Origin of the sequence: Burkholderia sp. Bp9090 (genome assembly GCF_003857985.1) — a bacterium.
Classification (GTDB): domain Bacteria; phylum Pseudomonadota; class Gammaproteobacteria; order Burkholderiales; family Burkholderiaceae; genus Burkholderia.
The window spans coordinates 86,738-108,753 of the sequence record NZ_QTPV01000024.1; the positions used below are offsets into that span (position 1 = coordinate 86,738).

Consider the following 22,016-nt stretch of genomic DNA (forward strand, 5'->3'; position numbering starts at 1 on the left):
CGAAATCATGACGGCAATCCAACACTTCTTTAAGACCTTCTTCCTGACGGAGCTGCTGAAGGGGCTCGCGCTGACCGGTCGTTACACGTTCCGGCGCAAGTTCACCGTGCAGTTCCCGGAAGAGAAGACCCCGATTTCGCCGCGGTTCCGCGGGCTGCATGCGCTGCGCCGCTACGAAAACGGTGAAGAGCGCTGCATCGCGTGCAAGCTCTGCGAGGCCGTGTGCCCCGCGATGGCGATCACGATCGAATCGGAAACGCGCGCGGACAACACGCGCCGCACGACGCGCTACGACATCGACCTGACGAAGTGCATCTTCTGCGGTTTCTGCGAAGAAAGCTGCCCGGTCGATTCGATCGTCGAGACGCAGATTCTCGAATATCACGGCGAAAAGCGCGGCGACCTGTATTTCACGAAGGAAATGCTGCTCGCGGTGGGCGATCGCTACGAGAAGGACATCGCTGCGGCCAAGGCCGCCGACGCGCCGTATCGTTGATTGTGTTTGCAGTGCCGGCCCGGCATGAACGGGCCGAGCCGCCGCGACGGGTGCGGCACGCGAGAGCGTCCCGCAAGCCGCGCCTGACTATGGCCTAACGATGAACCGGTAATCATGGAATTCACGACCGTACTGTTCTACATCTTCGCGCTGCTCCTGGTGGTATCAGGGCTGAAGGTGATCACTTCGCGCAACCCGGTGGCGTCTGCGCTTTTCCTTGTGCTGGCGTTCTTCAACGCCGCCGCGATCTGGATGCTGCTGGAAGCGGAGTTCCTCGCGATCCTGCTGGTGCTGGTGTACGTGGGCGCCGTGATGGTGCTGTTCCTGTTCGTCGTGATGATGCTGGACATCAACATCGATTACCTGCGCCGCGACTTCAAGCGCTTCGTGCCGATGGCGACCGTCGTCGGCGCGATCATCGTGGTCGAGACCGCGCTGATCCTGTGGCGCGGCTACGGCGACACGCACACCGTGCACGCGATGGCGACGGGCGCGATGGCCGACTGGTCGAACACGCGTCTGATCGGCAAGGTGATCTACACCGACTACATCTTCGCGTTTGAAATCGCCGGCCTGGTGCTGCTGGTCGCGATCATTGCCGCGATCGGGCTGACCGAGCGCAAGGGCAAGGACAGCAAGCGCCAGCGCGTGTCGGATCAGGTCAAGGTGCGCCGCGACGACCGCGTGCGCCTCGTGAAGATGGAAGCGGACAAGCCGCAGCCGGAAACGGCGCAGAGCGAAGCCGGTACGAGCACCAACGGCTAAGCGGAGGAAAGGAAAACCATGCTGACTCTTGCTCATTACCTCGTGCTCGGCGCGATCCTCTTTGCGATCGCGATCGTCGGGATCTTCCTGAACCGCCGCAACATCATCATCATCCTGATGGCGATCGAACTGATGCTGCTGGCGGTGAACACCAACTTCGTCGCGTTCTCGCACTACCTCGGCGACGTGCACGGCCAGATCTTCGTGTTCTTCGTGCTGACCGTCGCCGCAGCGGAAGCCGCGATCGGTCTCGCGATTCTGGTGACCCTGTTCCGTAAGCTCGACACGATCAATGTCGAGGATCTCGATCAGCTCAAAGGTTAATTTCAGGCAACGCTGTTATGTCAACGACACTCAATGAAAACCTGCTGCTGGCGATTCCGCTCGCTCCGCTGGCCGGCTCGCTGATTGCGGGGCTGTTCGGGAACGCAGTCGGGCGCAAGGGCGCACACCGGATCACGATCCTCGGCGTGATGATCGCGTTCCTCCTGTCGGCGAAAGTCTTCGCCGACGTCGTGATGGGCGGCGCGAGCTTCAACGCGACCGTCTACGAATGGATGCGGGTCGGCTCGCTGAAGCTCGAAGTCGGCTTCCTCGTCGATTCGATGACGGCGATGATGATGGTCGTCGTGACCTTCGTGTCGCTGATGGTGCACGTCTACACGATCGGCTACATGCAGGAAGAGGACGGCTACCAGCGCTTCTTCTCGTACATCTCGCTGTTCACGTTCTCGATGCTGATGCTCGTGATGAGCAACAACTTCCTGCAGCTGTTCTTCGGCTGGGAAGCGGTGGGTCTGGTGTCGTACCTGCTGATCGGCTTCTACTTCACGCGTGAGAGCGCGATCTACGCGAACATGAAGGCGTTCCTCGTGAACCGCGTGGGCGACTTCGGCTTCCTGCTCGGCATCGGCCTGCTGCTCGCGTTCGCGGGTTCGATGAACTACGGCGAAGTGTTCGCGAAGCGTGCCGAGCTCGCCAGCCTGCACTTCCCGGGCACCGACTGGGGCCTGCTGACCGTCGCCTGTATCTGCCTGTTCATCGGCGCGATGGGTAAATCGGCACAGTTCCCGCTGCACGTGTGGCTGCCCGACTCGATGGAAGGCCCGACTCCGATCTCCGCGCTGATTCACGCGGCGACGATGGTGACCGCCGGCATCTTCATGGTGTCGCGCATGTCGCCGCTGTTCGAACTGTCGGATACCGCGCTGTCGTTCATCACGGTGATCGGCGCGATCACGGCGCTGTTCATGGGTTTCCTCGGCATCATCCAGAACGACATCAAGCGCGTGGTCGCGTATTCGACGCTGTCGCAGCTCGGCTACATGACCGTCGCGCTCGGCGTATCCGCGTACCCGGTCGCGCTGTTCCACCTGATGACGCACGCGTTCTTCAAGGCGCTGCTGTTCCTCGGTGCGGGCTCGGTGATCATCGGCATGCACCACGACCAGGACATCCGCAACATGGGCGGCCTGCGCAAGTACATGCCGATCACGTGGATCACGTCGCTGATCGGCTCGCTCGCACTGATCGGCACGCCGTTCTTCTCGGGCTTCTACTCGAAGGATTCGATCATCGAGGCCGTGAAGGAATCGCATCTCGCGGGTTCGGGCTTCGCGTACTTCGCAGTGGTCGCAAGCGTGTTCGTGACGGCGCTGTACTCGTTCCGCATGTACTTCCTCGTGTTCCACGGCGAAGAGCGCTTCCGCAACCCGAAGCATCCTGAATCGCCGATGGGCATGGCGGCCGCGCACGGCCACGACGATCACGGCCACGGCCACGGTCACGACGACCACGCGCACGAACCGCACGAGACCCCGTGGGTCGTGTGGCTGCCGCTCGTGCTGCTCGCGATTCCGTCGGTCATCATCGGTGCGATCGCGATCGGCCCGATGCTGTACGGCAGCTTCTTCGAACATGGCGTGGCATTCGACAAGGTGATCTTCATCGGCGAAAACCACCCGGGCCTCGAAGAGCTGGGCAAGGAATTCCACGGCTGGGCCGCGATGGGCCTGCACTCGCTGACGACGCTGCCGTTGTGGCTCGCGATTGCCGGCGTCGTGGTCGCGTGGTTCCTGTACCTGAAGCGTCCTGAGCTGCCTGCCGTGATCCGCCGCGCGTTCGGCCCGATCTACACGCTGCTCGACAACAAGTACTACATGGACAAGATCAACGAAGTGGTGTTCGCCCGTGGTTCGGTGGCGATCGGCCGCGGCCTGTGGAAGGAAGGCGACGTCGTCGTGATCGACGGCCTCGTCAACGGCAGCGCCAAGTTCATCGGCTGGTTCGCCGGCGTGATCCGCTTCCTCCAATCCGGTTACATCTATCACTACGCGTTCGCCATGATCATCGGCATGCTGGGGCTCCTGACCCTGTTTGTAACGCTCGGCGGCAAATAAGGCGAGGGGACAAGAACAATGCACGCTTTTCCGATTCTCAGTACCGCGATCTGGTTGCCGATCGTTTTCGGCCTCCTGGTACTCGCGGTAGGTAACGACAAAAATCCGGGGACGGCCCGCTGGGTCGCGCTGATCGGCTCGCTGCTCGGTCTCGCGGTCACGGTCCCGCTGATCACGGGCTTCGACTCGAGCACGGCTGCGCTGCAGTTCGTCGAGCAGTCGACCTGGATCGAACGCTTCAAGATCTCGTACCACCTCGGCGTCGACGGCATCTCGATGTGGTTCGTCGTGCTGACCGCGCTGATCACGGTGATCGTCGTGATCGCCGCGTGGGAAGTGATCACCGAGAACGTCGCGCAGTACCTCGCGGCCTTCCTGATCCTGTCCGGGATCATGATCGGCGTGTTCTCGGCGGCTGACGGCCTGCTGTTCTACGTGTTCTTCGAGGCGACCCTGATCCCGATGTACATCATCATCGGCGTGTGGGGCGGCCCGAACCGCGTGTACGCGGCGTTCAAGTTCTTCCTGTACACGCTGGCCGGCTCGCTGCTGATGCTGGTCGCGCTGATCTACCTGTACACGCAGACGCATTCGTTCGACCTCGCGACGTGGCAGGGCGCCAAGATCGCGATGACGCCGCAGATCCTGCTGTTCATCGCCTTCTTCCTCGCGTTCGCGGTGAAGGTGCCGATGTGGCCGGTGCACACCTGGCTGCCGGACGCGCACGTGGAAGCGCCGACGGGCGGCTCGGTCGTGCTGGCGGCGATCATGCTGAAGCTCGGCGCATACGGTTTCCTGCGCTTCTCGCTGCCGATCACGCCTGACGCAAGCCACTTCCTGGCACCGGTCGTGATCACGCTGTCGCTGATCGCGGTGATCTACATCGGTCTCGTCGCGATGGTGCAGGCCGACATGAAGAAGCTGGTCGCGTATTCGTCGATCGCGCACATGGGCTTCGTCACGCTCGGCTTCTTCATCTTCAACCAGCTTGGCGTCGAAGGCGCGATCGTCCAGATGATCTCGCACGGCTTCGTGTCGGGCGCGATGTTCCTGTGCATCGGCGTGCTGTACGACCGCGTGCACTCGCGTCAGATCGCCGATTACGGCGGCGTCGTGAACGTGATGCCGAAGTTCGCGGCATTCGCGATGCTGTTCTCGATGGCCAACTGCGGCCTGCCGGGCACCTCGGGTTTCGTCGGCGAGTTCATGGTGATTCTCGCGGCCGTCCAGTACAACTTCTGGATCGCATTCGGCGCGGCATTCACGCTGATCCTCGGCGCGGCCTACACGCTGTGGATGTACAAGCGCGTGTACTTCGGCGCGGTCGCGAACGATCACGTTGCCAAGCTGAAAGACATCGGCCGTCGCGAATTCGTGATGCTGGCGGTGCTCGCCGCGTTCACGATGCTGATGGGCCTGTATCCGAAGCCTTTCACCGACGTGATGCACGTTTCCGTGGAAAACCTCCTCTCCCAAGTCGCGCAGTCGAAGCTGCCGCTGGCCCAGTAATCGCGAGCGGAGGAACTCAAGATCATGAACGCTCCTATGAATGTCCTGTTGCCTGACGCGCTGGTGATGGTCGCCATCGTCGTCGCATGGCTGAACGACACCTTTACCGGTGCCGCTGGCCGCCGCCTGACCTATCTGATCGCGGTGGTTTCGTCGGTCGTCGCCGGCGTGTGGTTCGCGGTGCAGGCGCTCGACCCGCAGCCGTACTACTTCTTCTCGCGGATGGTCGTCGTCGACTCGTTCGCGAGCATGATGAAGGCCGTCGTGTCGATCGGCTTCGCGGTCTCGCTCGTCTATTCGCGCAAGTACCTCGAAGACCGCGACATGTTCCGCGGCGACGTGTTCCTGCTGGGCATGTTCTCGCTGCTCGGTCAGCTGGTGATGGTGTCGGGCAACAACTTCCTGACGCTGTACCTCGGCCTCGAACTGATGTCGCTGTCGCTGTACGCGGTCATCGCGCTGCGCCGCGATGCCGCGCAGTCGAGCGAAGCCGCGATGAAGTACTACGTGCTGGGCGCGCTCGCGTCGGGCTTCGTGCTGTACGGCATCTCGATGCTCTACGGCGCGACCGGCTCGCTCGAGCTGGGCGAGGTGTACAAGGCGGTCGGCGGCAACACCGACGCGGCCGTGCTGATGTTCGGCGTGGTCTTCATCGTCGCCGGTATCGCGTTCAAGCTCGGCGCCGTGCCGTTCCACATGTGGGTGCCGGACGTCTACCAGGGCGCACCGACCGCGATGACGCTGTTCGTCGGCGGCGGCCCGAAGGTTGCCGCGTTCGCGTGGGGCCTGCGTTTCCTGGTGATGGGCCTGCTGCCGCTCGCACAGAACTGGCAGACCGCGCTCGTGATCCTCGCCGCGCTGTCGCTGATCGTCGGTAACATCACCGGTATCGTCCAGCGCAACATCAAGCGGATGCTCGCGTATTCGGCGATCTCGAACATGGGCTTCGTGCTGCTCGGCCTGCTCGCCGGCATCGTGAAGGGCGACGCGGCCGCACCGGCGAACGCATACAGCTCGGCGATGTTCTACGCGATCGTCTACCTGATCACGACGCTCGGCTCGTTCGGCGTGGTGATGCTGCTCGCACGCCGCGATTTCGAAGCGGAAACGATCGACGACTTCAAGGGCCTCAACAAGCGCAGCCCGGTGTTCGCGTTCGTGATGATGGTCATGATGTTCTCGCTGGCAGGTATCCCGCCGACCGTCGGCTTCTACGCGAAGCTCGCGGTGCTCGAGGCGACCGTCAATGCGGGTCTCACGTGGCTGGCCGTGCTGGCCGTGATCACGTCGCTGTTCGGCGCGTTCTACTACCTGCGCATCGTCAAGCTGATGTACTTCGATGCACCGCAGGATACGACTCCGGTCACCGGCGATTTCTGCAAGCGCACGATCCTCGTGCTGAACGGCCTCGCGGTCGTCGTGCTCGGCCTGATCCCGAGCCCGCTGCTGACGGCCTGCCTGCAGGCGATTCGTCACACGCTGCCGCTGTAATGTCGGCAGCCGGCTGGTTCATCGTGCTGTTGGCGCTCGTCTGCGCCAACCTGCCGTTCCTGAACCAACGCCTCTTCGCCGTCGTGCCGATCGGTGCGACGAAGAAGAACGCGTGGGTTCGGATCGGCGAGCTGATCGTGCTGTATTTCGTCGTCGGCGCGCTCGGCTTCTGGCTCGAGTCGCGCGCCGGCAACCGCTTCGAACAGGGCTGGCAGTTTTACGCGATCACGTTCAGTCTCTTTGTCGTGTTCGCGTTCCCCGGCTTCACGTTCCAGTATCTCGTCAAACGACGCTGACGGCTTCGGCCGTCGCGCTCATTCTTGGAGCCGCCGATGGCCGAACTACCCAATCACGACGCCGCGCTGACCGAAACCTGCCTCGAGAGCGAGGCGATTTTCGAAGGCTCGTTCCTCAAGCTGAAGCGCGATACCGTCCGTCTGCCGGACGGCAAGCAGGCCACGCGCGAATACGTCCAGCACCCGGGCGCGGTGATGGTGATCCCGCTGTTCGACGACGGCCGCGTGCTGATGGAAAGCCAGTACCGCTATCCGATCGGCAAGGTCATGGCCGAATTCCCGGCCGGCAAGCTGGATCCGAACGAAGGCGCGCTCGCCTGCGCGGTGCGCGAACTGCGCGAGGAAACCGGCTACACGGCACGCGAATACGTGTTCCTGGCCCGGATTCACCCGATCATTTCCTATTCGACCGAATTCATCGACCTGTATCTCGCGCGCGGCCTGACTGCCGGCGAGCGCAAGCTCGACGAAGGCGAATTCCTCGAAACCTTCACGGCGACGCTGCCCGACCTGCAGGAGTGGGTGCGCACGGGCCAGATCACCGACGTGAAGACGATCATCGGCACGATGTGGCTCGACAAGGTGCTGTCCGGCGCCTGGCCGCTGGGTCCGGTCGAGCAGCCCTGACGACGCGTCAGCGGCGGGTGGGGCGCCGCGTTACAATCGGGTGACGCGGTTGCTGGCCGGCCGCGCGATCCTGGTTTAGCACGATCGTTCACAAAAGCGCGTTTTGCGCTACACTCGTCACACGCCCTGATTCAGCATGAAGGTCCTCGATTTACAGTGCCCGCACGGCCATCGGTTCGAAGGCTGGTTCGCTTCCGCCGATGAGTTCGAAGCGCAGTTGTCCCGCAAGCTGGTCGAATGTCCGGTATGCGGGACGACCGAGATCAACCGGATGCCGTCGGCGCCTCGCCTGAACCTGTCGGGCGCGACGCAGGCACAGCCGGCCGATCCGCGTGCGCTGCAGGCGCAGGTGATGCGCGCGCTGCGCGAGGTGCTGGAGAAGACCGAGAACGTGGGCGAGCGCTTCGCCGAGGAAGCGCGGCGCATCCATTACAACGAGGCGCCGGCACGCAGCATTCGTGGCGTCACGACGCCGGAGGATGCGCAATCCTTGGCCGAAGAAGGCATCGACGTGATGCCGCTGCCGATTCCTGCCGCGCTGAAAGAACCGCTGCAATGACGTATGCAGTGTGTGTCCTTGGCCGGGGACGGCCGCGGTCAGGAGACACTGCGCATGGATCTGGATTATTCCCCCGCCGACGACGCGTTCCGCGTCGACGTCCGCGCCTGGCTCGAGGCCAATCTGCCTCACGCACTGCGCGCCAAGGTACTCGATCACAAACGACTCGACCGCGAGGATTTCGCGAGCTGGCACCGGATTCTCGGCCAGCGCGGCTGGTCCGCGCCCGCGTGGCCGGCCGAATACGGTGGCCCGGACTGGAACGCGACGCAGCGGCACATCTGGGATGAGGAGTGCGCGCGCATCGGCGCGCCGACGGTGCTGCCGTTCGGCGTGTCGATGGTCGCGCCGGTGCTGATGAAATACGGCAGCGAAGCGCAGAAGCGCCATTATCTGCCGCGCATTCTCGACGGCACCGACTGGTGGTGCCAGGGCTACTCGGAGCCGGGCTCCGGATCGGATCTCGCATCGCTGCGCACGCGCGCCGAACGCCACGGCGATCACTACGTCGTCAACGGCCAGAAGACCTGGACGACACTCGGCCAGTACGCGGACATGATGTTCTGTCTCGTGCGCACCGATCCGGCGGCGAAGAAGCAGGAGGGCATCTCGTTCCTGCTGATCGACATGAAGACGCCCGGCATCACCGTGCGTCCGATCATCACGCTCGACGAGGATCACGAAGTCAACGAGGTGTTCTTCGAGGACGTGAAGGTGCCCGTCGAGAATCTCGTCGGCGATGAAAACCGCGGCTGGACCTACGCGAAATACCTGTTGGGCCACGAGCGCACCGGCATTGCACGCGTCGGCGCGTCGAAGCGCGAGCTCGCATTCCTGAAGCGCGTGGCGTCGAACCAGCGCAAGAACGGCAAGCCGTTGCTCGCCGATCCCGTGTTTGCCGCGAAGATCGCGGCGCTCGAGGTCGAGCTGATGGCGCTCGAGGTGACGGTGCTGCGCGTCGTGAGCCGCGAGACGAGCGGCAAGGGGCCGGGCCCCGAGGCATCGATGCTGAAGATCAAGGGCACCGAGGTGCAGCAGGCGCTCACCGAGCTGATGTTCGAGGCGATCGGGCCGCTCGCCGCGCCATTCGATGTCCCGTTCCTCGAGGGCGAGCGCGAACACAGCAGCGCGGGCGACGACGATGCGGCGCCGCTCGCCGCGTACTACTTCAATTACCGGAAGACTTCGATCTACGGTGGTTCGAACGAGATTCAGAAGAACATCGTCGCGCAGATGATCCTGGGGCTGTGATCAGGGAACGGAGACAACCATGGATTTCAGCTTTACCGACGAGCAGCAACAGTTCGCCGACGCGCTGCGCCGTTATCTCGGCGAGCAATACGGTTTCGACGCGCGCCAGGCCATCGTGCGCAGCGAGGCGGGCGTGTCGGATGCACAATGGAGCGCATTCGCGGAGCTGGGCCTGACCGCGCTGCCCGTGCCCGACGCACATGGCGGATTCGGCGGCGGCCCGGTCGACATGCTGGTCGCGATGCAGGAGCTCGGCCGCGCACTCGTGGTCGAGCCGTATTGGGCGACGGCGGTCGGTATCGAGGCGCTGCGCATCGCCGGGTCCGGCACGGGCGACGATGCCGCGCTGCTGGAAGCGGTCGCACAAGGGCAGAAGCGCGTTGCCGTTGCATTCCACGAACCGCGGGCGCGCTACGACCTGTACGAACTCGAAACGCATGCGCGCGAGCAGGGCGGCACGTACCGGCTGACCGGCATCAAGTCGATCGTTCAGCACGGCGCACAGGCCCATGTGTGGATCGTGCCCGCGCGCGTCGACGGCGGCGGCATCGGCCTGTTCGTCGTCGATCGCGATGCCGCGGGCGTGAAGCTCGTCGACTACCGGACGATCGACGGCCAGCGCGCCGCGACGATCGAGTTCAAGGAAACGCCCGCGCGGCAGTTGACGGGCGGCGCACGCGATGCGGCCGCACTCGAGCAGATTGCCGATTACGCGACCTTCCTGCTCTGCGCGGAAGCGGCCGGCGCACTCGACGAACTGAACCGCGCGACGGTCGAATACACGAAGACGCGCGAACAGTTCGGCGTGCCGATCGCGCGCTTCCAGGCGCTGCAGCACCGGATGGTCGACATGCTGATTCACGCCGAGCAGGCGCGTTCGCTGACCTACCTGGCCGCCGTGCGTTACGCGGGCGGCGACGCCGACGCGCGGCGCAAGGCGGTGTCGGCCGCGAAGGCGCGGGTCGGCGCGGCCGCGCGCTTCGTCGGCCAGCAGGCCGTGCAACTGCACGGCGGCATGGGCGTGACCAACGAGGTCGCCGCCGCACACCTGTTCAAGCGGCTGTCGATCATCGAGACGACCCTCGGCGACACCGATCATCACCTTGCGCGCATCGCGGCCCTGCCGGATTTCGCGCAGACCGACGCGGCATGACGGCGACGCGCGAGCGCGCTACAGGAGATAGACAGTGGGTATCAGTTACGAAGATCTGGAAGTCGGCAGTACGACCGAAATCGGCCGCTATACGTTCGAACCGGACGACATCAAGGCGTTCGCGCAACGCTACGATCCGCAGCCGTTCCACCTCGACGAGGAAGCCGGCAAGGCCTCGCCGTTCGGTGGACTGGTCGCGAGCGGCTGGCATACGTGTTCGGTGTTCATGAGCCTGCTCATCAAGAAGCTCGGGCCGGATTCGACCAGCATGGGCTCGCCCGGCATCGATTCGATCCGCTGGCTCAAGCCCGTGCGTGCCGGCGACACGATCACGATGTACCAGAAGGTCCACGACAAGCGCGTGTCGGCGAGCAAGCCCGATCGCGGCATCGTGTCGACGGAGTGGATCGGCCTCAACGGTGCCGGCGACACGGTGATCACCGTGCATACCAAGGTGATCTTCGGGCTGCGCCATCCGCAAGGAGCGGGTGCATGACGGACGTGACATTGCCGCTGATCGCGTCGACGCAAGCGCTGCTCGAGCGGGTCGGCGCGGAACCGCTCGCGAGCGGCTGGGTCGAGATCGACCAGCGCCGGGTCGACGGGTTCGCCGACGCGACCGGCGATCACCAGTGGATTCACGTCGATCCCGAGCGTGCGCGGCGCGAGTCGCCGTTCGGCGGCCCGATCGCGCACGGCTTCCTGACGCTGTCGCTGATTCCCGCGCTGATGACCGATGCGATGCGCTTCGAGCAGAAGATGGGCGTGAACTACGGACTGAACCGCGTGCGGTTCCTGAAGCCGGTGCCGGTCGGCGCGCGCGTGCGCGCGCTGTTCGCGGTGAAGGAGGCCGCGCAGGCCGCGCGGGGCGGCGTGCAGGTGACGTGGTCGGTGTCGATGCAGGTCGAGCGTCCGGATGCGCCGTTGCTCGTTTGTTCGGCGGAATTCATTACGCTGCACTACTTCTGATGCGCGCGGCGGCAGCGACGGATGCCGCTGCGTCGCAGGGCGCGCGGTGCTTCAGTGCTTCGCGTATTGCGTCGCGCCGAACAGCATCTCGCGTGCCTTGTCGTCCTGCAGCGGCTTGCGCAGCGACGCGAGTACTTCGACGCCGCGCTGCACGGCGGCACGCGCGGCAATGGCTTCATGCCAGCGCTTCACGTTCGGCAGTTCGTCGAGCACGATGCCCTGGTTTTGCCACGAACGCGTCCACGGGAACGTCGCAATGTCCGCGATCGTGTACGTGTCGCCCGCGAGATAGGCGGATTCGCCGAGGCGCTTTTCCATCACGTTGTACAGGCGCTTCGCTTCGTTCGTGTAGCGATTGACCGCGTACGCGATCTTCTCCGGCGCATACAGCCGGAAGTGATGCGCCTGGCCGAGCATCGGGCCGACGCCGCCCATCTGGAACATCAGCCATTCGAGCGTCGCGTAGCGTGCGGCTGGCTCGGTCGGCAGGAACTTGCCGGTCTTTTCCGCCAGGTAAATGAGGATCGCGCCGGATTCGAACAGCGAGATCGGCTTGCCGCCGGGGCCGTCCGCGTCGACGATCGCGGGGATCTTGTTGTTCGGGCTGATCTTCAGGAATTCGGGCTCGAACTGGTCGCCCGCACCGATATCGACCGGATGCGCACGATACGCGAGGCCTGTTTCCTCGAGCATGATGTGTACCTTGTGGCCGTTCGGGGTCGCCCAGCTGTAGACGTCGATCATCGTCAACTCCTTTATTGCATGCGCGAAAACGGCGCCGACAGGGCGCCGCGACAGGCGGTCATTAGAGCATGGATCGATGCGGGCTGCAGGCGACGGCAACGTGCGGCCACGCGCCTGCGCGCGCGTGTCGCCGAGGCGGCGGAACCGGCGTTCGAGCGGTGGCCGCGCGCCGGATCAGCGCTTGTAGCGCGGCTGGCGTTTCTCGAGAAATGCGGTAATGCCTTCGAACGCGTCCGCGTGATGCAGTGACGCGACGAAGTGATCGCGCTCGGTGCCGAGGTGCGCATCGAGCGGCTGCGCGGTCGCATCGTCGAGCAATGACTTGATGCGTGTCAGCGCGTTCGGCGAGATGCCGGCAAGCGAGTCGGCCCACGCGAGCGCGTCGGACAGCGCGGCACCGGGCGCGGCGAGCCGGTTGACGACGCCGAGCGCATGCAGGCGTTCGGCCGCGACAGGCTTGCCCTCGAACAGGATTTCGGCGGCGAGCGCACGCGGCAGCGCACGTGCGAGGAACCACGAGCCGCCGCCGTCGGGCGTGAGGCCGACGCGTGCGTACGACATCACGAACTTCGCATCGTGCGCGGCAACGATCAGGTCGCACGCGAGCGCGAGCGAGAAGCCCGCGCCGGCCGCGGCGCCTTCGACGGCCGCGATCACGGGCTTCGTCGTTGCGCGCAGCGCCGTGATCCACGCGCCGAGCTGATCGATGCTGTCGGCCTGGTAGGACGGATCCTTCGAGCGGTTGTCGAGCAGCCGGTTCAGGTTGCCACCCGCGCAAAAGAAGCGATCGGCCCCCGTGAGCACGACCGCGCGAATCGCGGGATCGCGCTCGGCGGTGGCGAGCGCTTCGACGCCGGCCGCATACATGTCGGGATGCAGCGCGTTGCGCGCGCCGGGATTGGACAGCGTGAGGACGAGCGTCGATTCGCTTTCGGGCGGACGCGAGGCCAGCAGTTCAGCACTCATGCGAGTGTGTCTCCATCGAATGGCGGGGTTGCGGCGCCGCATGTTGCGCGGGCTTGCGCGCCTACCCGTGAGGGTGATGCCGCAGCGGATGTATCGTTGTCTTGACGGACGCGAAACTGCTTTAGACTAGCACGAACGTGCTTTTCAGCGCGACGCATCCCGATGTGGCCGGCATCACTGTGGCCGCGCCTCAGCAACGAAGGAGACTCCGATGCTACAGCTGTGCGGTATTCCGTTGTCCAACTATTACAACAAGGTGAAGTTCGTCCTGCTCGAGCATGGCATCCCGTTCGAGGAATCGGCATGCGGTCTGCCGATCAACGATCCGGCACTGCTTGCCGATTCGCCGCTCGGCAAGATTCCGTTCCTGAAGACGGAAGAGGGCGCGCTGTTCGAGTCGCAGGTGATCATCGAGTATCTGGCCGCGCGTTTTCCCGACAAGGCCATTTTCCCGGCAGGGCCGTTCGCGGCCGCGAAGGTGCGCGAACTCGTCGAGACGCTCGAGCTGTATCTCGAATGGACCGCGCGCGAGGTCTATACGGAAGCGTTTTTCGGCGGCAAGGTCAGCGACGGGATGAAGGCGCACGTCGAGAAGCGCCTGCCGCGCGCGATCGATGCGTTCAAGCGGATGACGCAGTTCTCGCCGTACGTGCTCGGTGACACGTTCAGTCTTGCGGACATTGCCGCAGCGATCCACCTGCCGGTGATCGGGATGGCGACGAAGGCCGTCTTCGGCCGCGATTTCCTGCTCGACGCCGGCATCGACTGGAAGGCGCACGCTAAGCTGGTCGGCGAGCGGCCGGCCGCGCAGCGCGTGGCGGCCGATCGCAAGGCCTACGTCGAGGCGGCGAGCGCCGCGCGTTCGTAAGCGCGGTGCGGGCGCGATGTCGTGCCGCGCCCGGCTGCCGAGGCAAGCCTTACAGGCGCGCGAGCCGTTCGAGTGCGGATGCGAGCGTGCCTTCCTGCTTTGCAAAGCAGAAGCGCACGACGCCCGACTCGTGCGGCTCGTGGTAGAACGCCGACACCGGAATCGCCGCCACGCCGATTTCCGATGTGAGCCACTTCGAGAATTCCGCTTCGGGCAGATCGCTGATCGCCGAATAGTCGACGCACTGGAAGTACGTGCCGGTGCACGGCAGCAGCTTGAAGCGCGTGCGCTCGAGGCCGGCGCGGAAGAAGTCGCGCTTCTTCTGGTAGAAGCCGGCCAGCGTCAGGTACGGCGCCGGATCGCGCAGGTAGTCGGCGAGCCCGATCTGCATCGGCGTGTTCACCGTGAACACGTTGAACTGATGGACCTTGCGGAACTCCGCGGTCAGCGCGGCAGGCGCCGCGACGTAGCCGACCTTCCAGCCCGTCACGTGGTAGGTCTTCCCGAAGCTCGACACGATGAAGCTGCGCGCGGCCAGGTCCGGGTAGCGCGCGACGCTCTCGTGCCGCGCGCCGTCGTAGACCATGTGTTCGTACACTTCGTCCGACAGGATCAGCACGTTGGTGCCGCGCACGATCTCCTCGAGCCTGCGCATGTCGGCCTCGCGCCACACGGTGCCGGTCGGGTTGTGCGGCGTGTTGATCATGATCATCCGCGTCTTCGGCGTGATCGCGGCGGCCAGGCGATCGAACGGGATCGCATAGTCGGGCGCTTCCAGCGTGACGAACACGGGTTTGCCGCCGGCCAGTTCGATCGAAGGCAGATAGCTGTCGTAGGTCGGTTCGACGACGATCACTTCGTCACCGGGATGCACCGCGCACAGGATCGCCGTCAGCAGGGCCTGCGTCGCGCCGGCCGTGACCGTGATCTCGGTGGCCGGATCGTAGCGGCGGCCGTAGACCTGCGCGATCTTGTCGGCGATCGCATCGCGCAACGGCGCGACGCCGGCCATCGGCGGATACTGGTTGTGACCGTTGCGCATCGCGGCCGCGACCGCGTCGACGATGCGCGGGTCGCAGTCGAAATCCGGGAAGCCCTGGCCGAGGTTCACGGCGCCTTTCTCGGCGGCGAGCGCGCTCATCACCGTGAAGATCGTCGTGCCGACGTTCGGCAGGCGCGAGGGGAAAACGGGAGTCGTAGGCATGTCGGTAGGAGCGTTCATCGATACGGTCGCAAGCGGGTGGCGCCGGGCTCGTCAGGCCGGCGTGGTGGTGGGGGCCGACGCGGCATCGAGCGCGCAGGCTTCGGTAAATGGCGCGGGCTGCGCGATCCGGAAGCCGAAGTCGCGTGCGGTGCGCTTCGCGAGCTTGAGCAGCGCACGGTCCTTCGACACGAGCCAGTCGGCCTGCGCGGCGCGCGCGAGCTCGAGAAACTTCTGATCGTCGCGGTCCTTGCACTTCGGCAGCGGCGGCGCGTCGGCGTCGACGGGCGGCGGCTCGACGAGGCGCGTCAGGCGGGCGACGGTCGCGAGCGCGTCGGCCTTGTCGATCGCGCGCGCCTGGAACTGCGGATAGTCGAGCACGAGCTCGAGTTCGTTCAGGCAGCGGCCGTCGATCACGGCGGCCAGCGTGCCGCGTTCGAGCGCAGCCCGGATCGGGCGGGTGGCCGGGTCGTCGAATACGAGTATGTCGATCCAGACGTTCGAGTCGAGCACGACGCGATGTGCGGCATGCGGGGCGAGGGAGCGGGTCATTCGTTACAATCGGTGGTTTTCGTCTGACCGCAAGGCACGGCGTGCCAGCGAGCCTCTATGATAATCGTTCTCTCCCCAGCCAAATCCCTCGACTACGATACGCCCGCCCACGTCCCGTCTTACACGAAGCCTGCATTCGTCGACGATGCGTCGGAACTGATCGACGGCCTGCGCAAGCTGTCGCCGCAGGATATCTCGACGCTGATGGACATCTCCGATCCGCTCGCGCGGCTGAACTTCCAGCGCTACGCGGACTGGTCGCCGACCTTCACGACGGCCAATGCGAAGCAGGCGGTGCTCGCGTTCAACGGCGACGTGTACGAAGGGTTCGATGCCAAATCGCTGTCGGCCGCCGATCTCGACTATGCGCAGCAGCATGTGCGCGTGCTGTCGGGCCTGTACGGGCTGCTGCGCCCGCTCGACCTGCTGCAGCCGTACCGGCTCGAGATGGGCACGCGTTTCGCGAACGCGCGCGGCAAGGATCTGTATGCGTTCTGGGGCGACCGCATCACGCGGGCACTGAACGAGCAGCTCGAGACGCGCAGCGGCGCGGCACGTGTGCTGGTCAACTGCGCGTCGACCGAGTACTTCAAGTCGGTCAAGCCGAAACTGCTGGCCGCGCCGATCGTCACGCCGGTGTTCGAGGACTGGAAGGGCGGCCGCTACAAGATCATCAGCTTCCATGCGAAACGCGCCCGTGGCCTGATGGCGCGCTATATCGTCGAGAACCGCATCTCCGAGCCGGCCGCGCTGAAGGATTTCGCGGTGGAAGACTACGCGTTCGATGCCGCTGCGTCGAACGATTCGACTTACGTATATCGCCGGCGAATCGGCGAGTGACCGAGCCGGCCGTTCACGAGACGGCCGGTGCATGCATGAGGCCGGACACGTGGCAGACCGCCCGCTCCGGTCGCAATTGGAGAGACAGATGACCCTTTCGATCACCAGCAATTTCGACGCAGGCGCCGTCGACGTCGTGTCGTGCGATAGCCCGGACGCGATCCGGCTGCGCATACGCGGCGACAACCGCTCGGAATTCGCGCAATGGTTCTACTTTCGCCTGACGGGCGCGCGCGGCGAGCGGTGCGTGATGTCGTTCGAGAATGCAGCCGAATGCGCGTATCCGTCGGGATGGCGCAACTACAGTGCAGTCGCGAGCTACGACCGGGTCGACTGGTTCCGCGTGCCGACGACATTCGACGGCAAGACGATGACCATCGACCATGCGCCCGAGTTCGACAGCATCTACTACGCGTATTTCGAGCCGTACTCGGAAGAGCGCCATGCGGCGTTCCTCGGCGCGGTTCAGCAATTGCCGCAGGCGAGCGTCGTCGAACTCGGCCGCACGGTCGAAGGCCGTCCGATGTCGCTGCTGACGCTCGGTACGCCGGAAGTCGACGGGGCACCGAAGAAGAAGGTATGGATCATCGCGCGCCAGCACCCGGGCGAGACGATGGCCGAGTGGTTCGTCGAAGGGCTCGTCAAGCGGCTGGCCGGATGGGGCGACTGGGCGGGCGATCCGGTGGCGCGCAAGCTGTACGACCGCGCGACGTTCTACATCGTCCCGAACATGAATCCGGACGGCAGCGTGCACGGCAACTTGCGCACCAACGCGGCGGGCGCGAACCTGAATCGCGAGTGGATGGAGCCCGATGCCGAGCGCAGCCCCGAAGTGCTGGCCGTGCGCGATGCGATCCATGCGATCGGCTGCGACATGTTCTTCGACATTCACGGCGACGAAGATCTGCCGTACGTGTTCGTTGCGGGTTCGGAGATGCTGCCGAGCTTTACCGAGCAGCAGGGCAGGGAGCAGACCGCGTTCATCGAAGCGTTCAAGGTCGCGAGCCCGGATTTCCAGACCGAGCACGGCTATGCGGCGAGCAAGTACAAGGAAGACGCGCTCAAGCTCGCGTCGAAGTACATCGGCCATCAGTTCGGCTGCCTGTCGCTGACGCTCGAGATGCCGTTCAAGGACAACGCGAACTTGCCCGACGAGCGGGTCGGCTGGAATGGCGAACGGAGCGCGGCGCTTGGCGCTGCAATGCTGGCGGCAATCCTGGTGCACGTCGAGACGTTCGCGTAAGCGCATCGTCGTCGATATGAAAAAGCCGGCGCATCGCATGATGTGCCGGCTTTTTGGCTTCTGTCGTTGCCGCTCCGCCGTATCAGGACTTCTTCGCGGTTTTCTTCTTCACGGCATTCTTCTGGCCGCTGGATTTTTTCGTTGCGACGGCTTTCTTGCCGGTGCGGCCGGATGCCTTGGCCTTCACCTTGCCGCGGTGTGACTTGCCGTTGAACTTCTTCGTCGACGACGACGGACGCTCGACGCGCGGCTTCAGCGGCGGCACGGGATCGTTCCAGCTGAACGCAAGCATTTGCTGACCGACGTAGCCGCAGCGGAATTTCAGCGGTGTCGGGTCGCTGCCGTCGCTGTGGACGCCAAGGCCATCCACGGTAACGATGTTGTCGACCTTCACGCGCTGCTTGCCCTGATCGAACGAATCGTTCCACGGCGTGATCGTCGCCTTGCCGTTTTCGAACGCGTTCGGCGCGAAGTCGACGCGATCGAAGGCCGACGACGTGCTGGCGATGAAGCTGCCGTGCGCCGCACAATCGGCGACGATCGGATCGGCGTGCATCTCGTTGACGAATTTGTTGATCAGTTCGGAGCGCTGGTCGAGGAGGTCGGCGAATACCGGTGCCGGAAGCGCAAGCGACAGGCCCGCGACACAGGCCGCCAGCTTGCCGAGCGCCCGGAAAATCCGGAGCGAGGCAGGTGAGCTGTCCATCTGGTTATTGGTGAGGAGCAAATGAGGCATCGGGCACGTATAGATGCCCGATGAAGATCAGGAGTTCAATCTTAGCGTAAAAAAGTTGTGCGGCAGTAGGCGTTGCACTCTCCCGCGCTGCGCAAACGGATCGCCGCGCGCACCGCTCGCATCGGGGCCGGCGCGTTCAGGCGCGCGGGCCGCCGAGGCGATAGCGCCGAACGTCGAACGTCGTGACCCACGCCGGACGATAGACAGCGATGAGCGCGGTGGCCATGCCGGTGAACCACGCTTCGCCGAGCGCGAGCAGCGCGGTGTTCAGCAGATAGCCGGCGGGAATCACGACGGGCACGCCGTCCGCGAGCGCGAGCTGGACACCGGCCGCGGCCGCGGCGACCGAGACGATCGCGATGGCCGGTGACAGGAACCCCTGGCCGATGATGAACGATGCGAGGTTGTGCGGGAGCCACGCGATCGCGGCGCGTTGCAGCAACGCGGACACGGCGACCGGTAGCGCGCCGTAGATCAGATAGGTGAGACCGATGCCTTGCCACGGCGCATCGAAGACGATCGCGGCGACGGCCGTGACGGCACCCATCGCGATCAGCGCAAGCGTCCAGTCGAACAGCGTGACGAGCAGCGTCGCGCCGAGCAGGTGCATGACGATGCCATCTTCGAGCCACGCATTCGAGGCCCACAGCACCGTGATCGCAGTGACGAGCGCGAGCCACACGTGCTGGAGCGTTGCGTCCTGCAGCCGGACGAAGGGACGATTCCAGAGCGCGAGCACGAGCAGCGCCACGGCGGCGATCCAGCCACCGATGCCAACCCAGAGCGGAAGCGGTGTGAAAAGAAAACCCATGGGTCCATATTACTCGTTGAGCATCAAAGGTGGGAATCCGCACATGTCGACCGTCGCAATATCGAGACTGTCCGATCAGCGGTCGCGCCGAAACCGCGCCCGCGGTTCGGCCGCGAGCGGCAGGTCGCGGGTGCTGGTGTCCGCGGCAGGCAGCGGGTATGGACGGTCGTTCCGTTGCTTGCGCAGGGGGACCGGGCCGCGTTCGCCGATGACGGGCTTGCTTGCACGATCGCGGTTCGCCAGCAGCACCTCGAGATGGGGCGACAGCCAGCCGTTGTAGATCGCGACTGCGGCAGCGCGGTTTGCCGCGCCCAGCTGCTGGAAGATGCTGGCGAGGTGGATCTTCACGGTGCCTTCGCTGATGCCGAGCGTGCGGGCGATCATCTTGTTGGTGCTGCCCATATGGACGAAGCGCATGATCTGCGCCTGTCTAGGCGACAGGAGGCTGCTTGGCGGGCGGCGCGGCAGCGATCCGGCGAGCGTCTGGAAATGGGCATCGTGACGCGCCGCGGCGGCGGAAGGCAGCAGGCTGAGCGCGATCGGCGGGATGTAATGGCCGCCCAGCAGAACCATTTCGAGCGCCCGCACGATCAGGTGCGGCCGTGTGGAGTGCGGGATCACGCCCGCGACGCCGTAGTTGTAGAAGCGCTGGATGGCCTCCGGCGTGGATTCGTCGATCAGCACCGCGGCGGGCGTCGGCGAGCAGGCGCTGCAGAGCGCCTGGAGTTCGCTGTGCCGCCCGACGTCCAGCCAGTCGATGGCAACGAGGTCGAAACGCTGGGTGCGCAGCAGCCGGCGCGCCTGGAAACCATCGGGTGCATCGTTGATGCGGGCGTGACGGTCGATCTGCCGCAGCAGGGCTTTCAGTCCGTCACGCCGTTCGGCGTCTGAGTTAAGCACCAGGAACCGCATATTCAACCTCCGTAAGGTGAGTCATTGAGCTGCCGTCGGCATGGGGTGGCTCCGATAATGACAAAAACCTTACACGATGTCTGCTTGGCTGAAAGGATTAGGAAAAGTCTGAAATTTCGCGTGAGGGAAATGCGGACGAAAAAAAAGCCGCTCCGGCAGGAACCGGGAGCGGCTTCGTTGGGCAGGCTCAGCGGGCCTGCCTTGCACGATCAGTGAAAGTGCGGCTGGGCGGGCGATGCGTCTTCCGGCATTTCCGCGTGGACGATCTCGCCGAGCGGATCCGCATAGAGCGGCACGCCGCAGTCGTCGCAGTACTCGGGCTCGAAGCGGCCTGCGTGCCGGCGGACGTCGGTTACGCCGCATTCCTTCAACAGACTCACGATCTCCTCGAGCGGCCCTTCGATCGGGGCTTCGCCTTCCAGCGTCGCGCTGTCGATCGACACGTCGCCGTTCTCGCGACCGTACAGCGGCCACACGACGCCATAGATCACGTCGTTGCTGGCACGTCGCGTGAAGCCGACGCGATACTCGTCGATCCGGCGCTCGCCGAAGCCCGCGACCACCGCGCGCAGCTCTTGCGGTGCCGCACCAAGTGTGTCGAAAAGATAACGGATGGCCGTTCGGACCGTGTGCGGACGGATGCGCTCGTCCGCATCGCGGCAGGCCGAGTAGTACGCGTCCGGAAGCAGGCATTCGAACTCGCAGCCGGGCAGGGCAGCCGACAGGTTCGGGCCGCCCTGGGCAGTCCATTGCTCGAGACACTGGCCGCGTTCGATCCGGTTGCCGTGTTCTTCCTCCTGCCAGCGAAACAGCGGTGCGCCGGCCGGCGCGGCGACGACGGCGAGCAGGAAGCGTGGGTCGGCCAGGATCGGTGAGGTTTCGGGCAGGTCGCCGAAGCTGAGCTTGGCTGCGTGCTGGCCGAGCGCCGCGTGTGCGAGCTGCTGGGCGAGCCGATAGGTCTCGACGTGGTGACGCGGCAACTGGTCGATGCTGTACAGGAACGGGGCCAGCCCGACGAGCGTGCCGGTGGCGAGCACGTGCGCCTGCAGGTGCGTGCGCAGTGCGTCGGCGACGTCGCCTTTCAGCGGGCCCGACGGGATCATGTAGCGCGTCCAGGCGAGAACGGGAACGGCGACCAGCAGCGCATCGTACGGCTGGCCGTCGTGTTCGATCACCATCGATTCGCTATGCGTCTCGGCCATGTCGGCGAGCGCGCCATAGGCGTCGGGGTGGTTCTGCTGCAGATGGTCGAGTGCTGCGTCGAGCGTGGTCTGGTTGCCGTTGCGAACAATCTTGGCAAGCAGCGCATCGAGCTTCGCTTCCCAGAAGCGATCCTCGATGCGACTGCCCGAGGCGAAGAGCGCAAGCGACAGGCCGACCAGTTTGTCGGCGTCGGGGGGGAGGCGTTTGGCGATTCGCTGGCGCATATTAAATACGTATAGAAAGAGGCGAAGAACCTCACATTCTAGTCCGTTCTTTGCGCCATAAGCGGTCTCGTGCTCCGGCATGGCCGGAAGGCCGAATCGGCGGGGATGAAAGAAAAATCCATCGAACCCCTTGCGCGATTGCCGGCAGGTGCTTAGAATCACGCCTCTTTCGCGCTAACGGAAACGCAGCGCGGGAGAAGA

Annotated in this window: 24 protein-coding genes; 16 read left to right on the forward strand and 8 right to left on the reverse strand. The window is 64.8% G+C overall.

Annotated features, from left to right (window positions below; all coding sequences use genetic code 11):
- The first annotated feature begins 7 nt into the window (after window positions 1-7).
- From nuoI to DIE16_RS21760, 13 genes are all read left to right on the forward strand, one after another.
- Window positions 8-496, forward strand: coding sequence for an NADH-quinone oxidoreductase subunit NuoI (gene nuoI / locus DIE16_RS21700; RefSeq protein WP_011885529.1), 489 nt, complete (start codon window positions 8-10; stop codon window positions 494-496).
- 114 nt (window positions 497-610) lie between these two features.
- A complete protein-coding gene (locus tag DIE16_RS21705; protein WP_044844660.1) occupies window positions 611-1,261 on the forward strand; it encodes an NADH-quinone oxidoreductase subunit J in 651 nt (216 codons plus the stop codon).
- An 18-nt stretch (window positions 1,262-1,279) separates the two neighbouring features.
- Window positions 1,280-1,585, forward strand: a complete 306-nt coding sequence (gene nuoK / locus DIE16_RS21710; protein ID WP_004185739.1) for an NADH-quinone oxidoreductase subunit NuoK — start codon at window positions 1,280-1,282, stop codon at window positions 1,583-1,585.
- Between the two features lie 17 nt (window positions 1,586-1,602).
- A complete protein-coding gene (nuoL, locus tag DIE16_RS21715) occupies window positions 1,603-3,660 on the forward strand; it encodes an NADH-quinone oxidoreductase subunit L (protein ID WP_124487230.1) in 2,058 nt (685 codons plus the stop codon).
- Window positions 3,661-3,678: 18 nt separating this feature from the next.
- Window positions 3,679-5,169, forward strand: coding sequence for an NADH-quinone oxidoreductase subunit M (locus DIE16_RS21720; RefSeq protein WP_044844658.1), 1,491 nt, complete (start codon window positions 3,679-3,681; stop codon window positions 5,167-5,169).
- A 36-nt stretch (window positions 5,170-5,205) separates the two neighbouring features.
- The gene (gene nuoN / locus DIE16_RS21725) at window positions 5,206-6,660 is read left to right on the forward strand and encodes an NADH-quinone oxidoreductase subunit NuoN (RefSeq protein ID WP_185735496.1); all 1,455 of its coding nucleotides are present in this window, start codon (window positions 5,206-5,208) and stop codon (window positions 6,658-6,660) included.
- The gene (locus DIE16_RS21730; RefSeq protein ID WP_044844656.1) at window positions 6,660-6,956 is read left to right on the forward strand and encodes a DUF2818 family protein; all 297 of its coding nucleotides are present in this window, start codon (window positions 6,660-6,662) and stop codon (window positions 6,954-6,956) included. The genes nuoN and DIE16_RS21730 overlap by 1 nt, the downstream gene beginning before the upstream one ends.
- 36 nt (window positions 6,957-6,992) lie before the next feature.
- Complete coding sequence (locus DIE16_RS21735) at window positions 6,993-7,583, forward strand: NUDIX domain-containing protein (RefSeq protein WP_044844655.1); 591 nt, start codon at window positions 6,993-6,995, stop codon at window positions 7,581-7,583.
- A gap of 136 nt (window positions 7,584-7,719) precedes the next feature.
- Window positions 7,720-8,142, forward strand: a complete 423-nt coding sequence (locus DIE16_RS21740; protein WP_006756910.1) for a DUF1178 family protein — start codon at window positions 7,720-7,722, stop codon at window positions 8,140-8,142.
- A 54-nt stretch (window positions 8,143-8,196) separates the two neighbouring features.
- Window positions 8,197-9,393 carry an acyl-CoA dehydrogenase family protein gene (locus DIE16_RS21745; protein ID WP_124893363.1) on the forward strand — a complete coding sequence of 399 codons (1,197 nt, stop codon included), beginning with the start codon at window positions 8,197-8,199 and terminating at the stop codon, window positions 9,391-9,393.
- Window positions 9,394-9,412: 19 nt separating this feature from the next.
- Window positions 9,413-10,546, forward strand: a complete 1,134-nt coding sequence (locus DIE16_RS21750; RefSeq protein ID WP_124893364.1) for an acyl-CoA dehydrogenase family protein — start codon at window positions 9,413-9,415, stop codon at window positions 10,544-10,546.
- A gap of 34 nt (window positions 10,547-10,580) precedes the next feature.
- Window positions 10,581-11,042, forward strand: a complete 462-nt coding sequence (locus tag DIE16_RS21755) for a MaoC family dehydratase (protein WP_044844653.1) — start codon at window positions 10,581-10,583, stop codon at window positions 11,040-11,042.
- Complete coding sequence (locus tag DIE16_RS21760) at window positions 11,039-11,515, forward strand: MaoC family dehydratase (protein ID WP_124487235.1); 477 nt, start codon at window positions 11,039-11,041, stop codon at window positions 11,513-11,515. The genes DIE16_RS21755 and DIE16_RS21760 overlap by 4 nt, the downstream gene beginning before the upstream one ends.
- 51 nt (window positions 11,516-11,566) lie before the next feature.
- Here DIE16_RS21760 and DIE16_RS21765 read toward each other — a convergent pair whose 3' ends face one another.
- The gene (locus DIE16_RS21765; protein WP_124522498.1) at window positions 11,567-12,259 is read right to left on the reverse strand and encodes a glutathione binding-like protein; all 693 of its coding nucleotides are present in this window, start codon (window positions 12,257-12,259) and stop codon (window positions 11,567-11,569) included.
- Window positions 12,260-12,433: 174 nt separating this feature from the next.
- The gene (locus DIE16_RS21770) at window positions 12,434-13,225 is read right to left on the reverse strand and encodes an oxepin-CoA hydrolase, alternative type (protein WP_124522500.1); all 792 of its coding nucleotides are present in this window, start codon (window positions 13,223-13,225) and stop codon (window positions 12,434-12,436) included.
- Between the two features lie 211 nt (window positions 13,226-13,436).
- Here DIE16_RS21770 and DIE16_RS21775 point away from each other — a divergent pair, with 211 nt between their 5' ends.
- The gene (locus DIE16_RS21775) at window positions 13,437-14,093 is read left to right on the forward strand and encodes a glutathione S-transferase (protein WP_124487238.1); all 657 of its coding nucleotides are present in this window, start codon (window positions 13,437-13,439) and stop codon (window positions 14,091-14,093) included.
- A 49-nt stretch (window positions 14,094-14,142) separates the two neighbouring features.
- Here DIE16_RS21775 and DIE16_RS21780 read toward each other — a convergent pair whose 3' ends face one another.
- Both DIE16_RS21780 and DIE16_RS21785 read right to left on the reverse strand, forming a co-directional pair.
- Complete coding sequence (locus DIE16_RS21780) at window positions 14,143-15,315, reverse strand: pyridoxal phosphate-dependent aminotransferase (protein ID WP_124487239.1); 1,173 nt, start codon at window positions 15,313-15,315, stop codon at window positions 14,143-14,145.
- Between the two features lie 33 nt (window positions 15,316-15,348).
- The gene (locus tag DIE16_RS21785; RefSeq protein ID WP_124893365.1) at window positions 15,349-15,846 is read right to left on the reverse strand and encodes a putative toxin-antitoxin system toxin component, PIN family; all 498 of its coding nucleotides are present in this window, start codon (window positions 15,844-15,846) and stop codon (window positions 15,349-15,351) included.
- A gap of 57 nt (window positions 15,847-15,903) precedes the next feature.
- Here DIE16_RS21785 and yaaA point away from each other — a divergent pair, with 57 nt between their 5' ends.
- Together yaaA and DIE16_RS21795 are read left to right on the forward strand one after the other, a co-directional pair.
- On the forward strand, window positions 15,904-16,686 hold the full coding sequence (gene yaaA, locus DIE16_RS21790; protein ID WP_059703381.1) for a peroxide stress protein YaaA: 783 nt from the start codon (window positions 15,904-15,906) through the stop codon (window positions 16,684-16,686).
- Between the two features lie 88 nt (window positions 16,687-16,774).
- Entirely contained in the window at window positions 16,775-17,929 is a 1,155-nt protein-coding gene (locus DIE16_RS21795; protein ID WP_124487242.1) for a M14-type cytosolic carboxypeptidase, read from the forward strand.
- A gap of 82 nt (window positions 17,930-18,011) precedes the next feature.
- On the opposite strand, the gene DIE16_RS21800 is transcribed toward DIE16_RS21795, so the two are convergent.
- The 4 genes from DIE16_RS21800 to DIE16_RS21815 all read right to left on the reverse strand — a co-directional run bounded on the left by DIE16_RS21800 (window position 18,012) and on the right by DIE16_RS21815 (window position 21,815).
- Window positions 18,012-18,665 (reverse strand): BspC domain-containing protein, encoded by a 654-nt coding sequence (locus tag DIE16_RS21800; protein WP_044844645.1) that lies wholly within the window; start codon window positions 18,663-18,665, stop codon window positions 18,012-18,014.
- A 136-nt stretch (window positions 18,666-18,801) separates the two neighbouring features.
- On the reverse strand, window positions 18,802-19,476 hold the full coding sequence (locus tag DIE16_RS21805; protein WP_044844644.1) for an energy-coupling factor ABC transporter permease: 675 nt from the start codon (window positions 19,474-19,476) through the stop codon (window positions 18,802-18,804).
- 75 nt (window positions 19,477-19,551) lie between these two features.
- Window positions 19,552-20,388 carry a response regulator transcription factor gene (locus tag DIE16_RS21810; RefSeq protein ID WP_044844643.1) on the reverse strand — a complete coding sequence of 279 codons (837 nt, stop codon included), beginning with the start codon at window positions 20,386-20,388 and terminating at the stop codon, window positions 19,552-19,554.
- A gap of 209 nt (window positions 20,389-20,597) precedes the next feature.
- Window positions 20,598-21,815 carry a DUF2863 family protein gene (locus tag DIE16_RS21815; protein WP_044844642.1) on the reverse strand — a complete coding sequence of 406 codons (1,218 nt, stop codon included), beginning with the start codon at window positions 21,813-21,815 and terminating at the stop codon, window positions 20,598-20,600.
- Window positions 21,816-22,016 lie beyond the last annotated feature (201 nt).

Coding starts and splice junctions, on each gene's coding strand:
- nuoI (WP_011885529.1), top strand. CDS start 8: ATGACGGCAATCCAACACTTCTTTAAGACCTTCTTCCTGACGGAGCTG.
- DIE16_RS21705 (WP_044844660.1), top strand. CDS start 611: ATGGAATTCACGACCGTACTGTTCTACATCTTCGCGCTGCTCCTGGTG.
- nuoK (WP_004185739.1), top strand. CDS start 1,280: ATGCTGACTCTTGCTCATTACCTCGTGCTCGGCGCGATCCTCTTTGCG.
- nuoL (WP_124487230.1), top strand. CDS start 1,603: ATGTCAACGACACTCAATGAAAACCTGCTGCTGGCGATTCCGCTCGCT.
- DIE16_RS21720 (WP_044844658.1), top strand. CDS start 3,679: ATGCACGCTTTTCCGATTCTCAGTACCGCGATCTGGTTGCCGATCGTT.
- nuoN (WP_185735496.1), top strand. CDS start 5,206: ATGAATGTCCTGTTGCCTGACGCGCTGGTGATGGTCGCCATCGTCGTC.
- DIE16_RS21730 (WP_044844656.1), top strand. CDS start 6,660: ATGTCGGCAGCCGGCTGGTTCATCGTGCTGTTGGCGCTCGTCTGCGCC.
- DIE16_RS21735 (WP_044844655.1), top strand. CDS start 6,993: ATGGCCGAACTACCCAATCACGACGCCGCGCTGACCGAAACCTGCCTC.
- DIE16_RS21740 (WP_006756910.1), top strand. CDS start 7,720: ATGAAGGTCCTCGATTTACAGTGCCCGCACGGCCATCGGTTCGAAGGC.
- DIE16_RS21745 (WP_124893363.1), top strand. CDS start 8,197: ATGGATCTGGATTATTCCCCCGCCGACGACGCGTTCCGCGTCGACGTC.
- DIE16_RS21750 (WP_124893364.1), top strand. CDS start 9,413: ATGGATTTCAGCTTTACCGACGAGCAGCAACAGTTCGCCGACGCGCTG.
- DIE16_RS21760 (WP_124487235.1), top strand. CDS start 11,039: ATGACGGACGTGACATTGCCGCTGATCGCGTCGACGCAAGCGCTGCTC.
- DIE16_RS21765 (WP_124522498.1), bottom strand. CDS start 12,259: ATGATCGACGTCTACAGCTGGGCGACCCCGAACGGCCACAAGGTACAC.
- DIE16_RS21770 (WP_124522500.1), bottom strand. CDS start 13,225: ATGAGTGCTGAACTGCTGGCCTCGCGTCCGCCCGAAAGCGAATCGACG.
- DIE16_RS21775 (WP_124487238.1), top strand. CDS start 13,437: ATGCTACAGCTGTGCGGTATTCCGTTGTCCAACTATTACAACAAGGTG.
- DIE16_RS21780 (WP_124487239.1), bottom strand. CDS start 15,315: ATGAACGCTCCTACCGACATGCCTACGACTCCCGTTTTCCCCTCGCGC.
- DIE16_RS21785 (WP_124893365.1), bottom strand. CDS start 15,846: ATGACCCGCTCCCTCGCCCCGCATGCCGCACATCGCGTCGTGCTCGAC.
- yaaA (WP_059703381.1), top strand. CDS start 15,904: ATGATAATCGTTCTCTCCCCAGCCAAATCCCTCGACTACGATACGCCC.
- DIE16_RS21795 (WP_124487242.1), top strand. CDS start 16,775: ATGACCCTTTCGATCACCAGCAATTTCGACGCAGGCGCCGTCGACGTC.
- DIE16_RS21800 (WP_044844645.1), bottom strand. CDS start 18,665: ATGCCTCATTTGCTCCTCACCAATAACCAGATGGACAGCTCACCTGCC.
- DIE16_RS21805 (WP_044844644.1), bottom strand. CDS start 19,476: ATGGGTTTTCTTTTCACACCGCTTCCGCTCTGGGTTGGCATCGGTGGC.
- DIE16_RS21810 (WP_044844643.1), bottom strand. CDS start 20,388: ATGCGGTTCCTGGTGCTTAACTCAGACGCCGAACGGCGTGACGGACTG.
- DIE16_RS21815 (WP_044844642.1), bottom strand. CDS start 21,815: ATGCGCCAGCGAATCGCCAAACGCCTCCCCCCCGACGCCGACAAACTG.